We start from the raw sequence: 3119 nt of genomic DNA on the forward strand, positions 1-3119 counted from the left end.
TTGGCCGCCCGTGCGGGGCGCGCCGGGGCAGCCGCTCAGGGCAGGAGCTTCGGCAGCGGGTGCGGCAGCACGTCCGGCAGGAGCTCCAGGCGGCGCCCCGGGAAGCCGGCCCGCAGTCGCCGGTCGTGCGTGACGAGCACCACGGTGCCGGTGAACGCGGCGAGTGCCGCCTCCAGGTCCTCCACCACGGCCGGGGCCAGGTGGTTGGTGGGCTCGTCGAGCAGCAGCAGGTCGAGCGGGCCGGCCGCGACGAGCCGGGCCAGCTCCAACTTGCGGCGCTGCCCGGCCGACAGGGCGCGGACGGGGCGGTCGAGGTCGGCCGGGGTGAACAGCCCGAGGCCGGTCAGCAGCGTGCCGCCCTCCGGACCGGACACCTCCGCGACGGTCCGGGGCTCGCGCGCCCACGGGTCGTCCTGCCGCAGCAGCCCCACCCTCCGCGGCGTCAGGAGCCGGCCGCGGGTCGGTTCGAGTTCCCCGGCGAGCAGCCGCAGCAAGGTGGACTTGCCCGCGCCGTTCGGTCCGGTGACCAGGAGGCGTTCGCCCGGCGCGAGCCGGAACGACACGGGGGCCAGCCGGCCGGGCAGGGCGAGGTCCTCGGCCACGACCGGCGCGGCCGCGCCGGAGGTGAAGCCGCCGGTGAAGCGCAGCGGTTCCGGGGGCGGGAGCACCGGGTTCTGCTCCAGCCGGTGCAGCCGTTCCCGGGCGCTGCGGATCCGGCCCGCCGCGCCGTGGGTGCGGGAGCGGGCGCGGAAGGCGCCCGCCCCGCTGAACCCGCGCGGGCCCTTGCGCGGGATCGCAGCCAGGTTCCCGACGTTCGAGGCGGCGAGCCGTTCGGCCCGGCGGCGCTCCTCGCACCACTCCTCGTACTCCCTGGTCCGGCGGGCCCGGTCCGCCGCGCGCGCGGCGAGGTGGCCGGCGTAGCCGTTGCCGTGCCGGCGTACGGTCCGCCGGTCGTGGTCCACCTCCAGGACCGTGGTCGTGACGCGGTCGAGGAAGAGCCGGTCGTGGGTGACGGCGACCACGGTGCCGCGGCGCGAGCGGAGGTGTTCCTCCAGCCAGCCCACGGCTTCGTCGTCGAGGTCGTTGGTCGGTTCGTCGAGCAGCAGCAGTTCCGGCTCGGCGGCGAGCGCCCCGGCCAGGGCCAGCCGCGAACGCTGGCCGCCGGAGAGCGTGCCGAGCCGCCGGTCGAGGTCGAGCGGGGCGCGTTCGCCGAGCCGCCGCAGCACGGTCGCGACCCGCCGGTCGGCGTCCCGGCCGCCGCGCGCCTCGTAGGCGGCGAGGAGGTCGTCGTACGCGGCGAGTTCGTCCGGCCCGGCGTGCGCGAGGCGCGCTTCCGCGGCCCGGATGCGGCGTTCCAGGTCGCGGAGGTCGGCGAGGGCGAGGTCGACGGCGTCGCCGACGCGGGCGCCGGGCGGCAGCCCGAGCGTCTGCGCCAGGTAACCGGTCCCGCCGGGCACCACCACGGTGACCTGCCCGGACTCGGGCTCCTCCCGCCGGGCGAGCAGGCGCAGCAGTGTCGACTTCCCGGCCCCGTTCTCCCCGACGACCCCGACCCGCTCCCCGGGCCGGACCGCGCAACTGACGCGGTCGAGGACGACGTGGGTGCCGTAGCGCTGGGTGACGTCGGACAGGGCGATCTGGGTGACGGGGGTGGGGGTGGGGGTGGGGACTGAGGTGCGCAATCGGGCCCTCTCGGTGGGTGGTCGGTCGGATGCCGCGCCAGACGAGACGAACCGTCGCGTCTCGCAGCACGCCCAACCATAGAGGGCACACGAACCCGACGCAAGACGCTTCGTCTCGCCGGGGTGAAGAAGGGAGAGACGAGAAGACGAGACGGGGAGACATAGGCCTCGCGCAGCGGATCCGCGATCGGGACGCCCCGCAGGCGGTCGGCGGCGACGCCGACGATCACCCGGATCGCCGGGTGCAGGTCCAGCAGGACCTGGCGCCAGCGGCCGCAGGGCGGAACCACGCCGCGGTCGCGCTCGTCGACCGCGACGATCGTGACCAGGTGCTGGACCTCTCGGTGACCGCCGCCCCGAGCACGACCAGCTCGGCGCACGGGCCGCCGGTGAAGTGGTTAGGCGTTCACGCCCCGCACGGGCGCCCGTCGCGGGCCCGCGCCCGTTCGGCGGCTGCCACGGTGCGGTCGTCGCCGTGGCAGCCGGTCCGCGCCGGTTCAGCGGCGGCCGCGCCGAGGGCGGGGTCCTCGGGGGGCGGGCGGGCTCGTACGCCGCTGCGGTCAACGGGCCGGTACGCCGGCCAGGAGCTGACCTTCCACGTAGGCGAAGGCGGCCGGCGGCAGTTCCGCCTCGCGGCCGCTGGAGAGCACGGTGAGGCTGCCGGTGCGCGGCAGTTCCGGCTCCGGGCGGGCGCCGATGCGCCGCAGCGCCTGGAGCGCGACGGGCTCGGCCGAGCCGTGGAAGACCGGCTCGGTGGCTCCGCGCCGGGGCTCCAGCGCCGCGCGGATGGCCTCCGCCACGAGCTCGTAGTGGGTGCAGCCGAGCACCAGGTCGGTGATGTCGGCCGGGGTGAGCGCGGCTGCGGCGGCCACGGTCCGGGCCACGGCCTCCTCGTCGGCGGCCTCGACGGCGTCGGCGAGGCCGGGGCACGGCACCTCGGTGACGTCGGCGCCGTGCGCGAAGTCTCGGATCAGTCCCCGCTGGTACGGGCTGCCGGTGGTCGCCGGGGTGGCCCAGATCGCCACCCGGCCGCCGGCGGCCGCGGCCGGCTTGATGGCCGGGACCGTGCCGATGACGGGGATCGCCGGTTCGAGCTCGGCCCGCAGGGCGGGCAGGGCGTGCACGCTCGCCGTGTTGCAGGCCACGATGAGGGCGTCCGGGCCGTGCGCGGCGGCGGCCCGGGCCACGGCGAGGGCCCGCTCGGTGAGGTCTTCGGGAGTACGGGGGCCCCACGGCATGCCGTCGGGGTCGGAGGAGAGCACCAGATCGGCGTCCGGCCGCAGCCGCCGCATCGCGGCGGCCGCCGCGAGGAGGCCGATTCCGGAGTCCATGAGGGCGATCTTCACCTGGTCACCTTAATCGACCACCCCCACTTCCCCGCCCTCCCCACCCCAATTCCCCCCAACCTCACCCCGCACCGAACCACGCCGGGCCCCC

The 3119-nt window shown here is 76.9% G+C and carries 2 protein-coding genes and 1 pseudogene; all 3 read right to left on the minus strand.

Going from position 1 to position 3119, the window contains the following annotated elements; translation table 11 throughout:
• Positions 1-35: 35 nt before the first annotated feature.
• Positions 36-1682, minus strand: a complete 1647-nt coding sequence (locus LG632_RS29830; protein WP_226731050.1) for an ABC-F family ATP-binding cassette domain-containing protein — start codon at positions 1680-1682, stop codon at positions 36-38.
• Positions 1683-1840: 158 nt separating this feature from the next.
• Positions 1841-2214, minus strand: a pseudogene (locus tag LG632_RS29835) (cytidine deaminase); the annotation flags it as partial.
• 28 nt (positions 2215-2242) lie between these two features.
• Complete coding sequence (locus LG632_RS29840; protein WP_226731051.1) at positions 2243-3028, minus strand: glutamate racemase; 786 nt, start codon at positions 3026-3028, stop codon at positions 2243-2245.
• Between the last annotated feature and the right edge of the window lie 91 nt (positions 3029-3119).

The sequence above is a fragment of the Streptomyces antimicrobicus genome, from assembly GCF_020532625.1.
Classification (GTDB): Bacteria; Actinomycetota; Actinomycetes; order Streptomycetales; family Streptomycetaceae; genus Streptomyces; species Streptomyces antimicrobicus.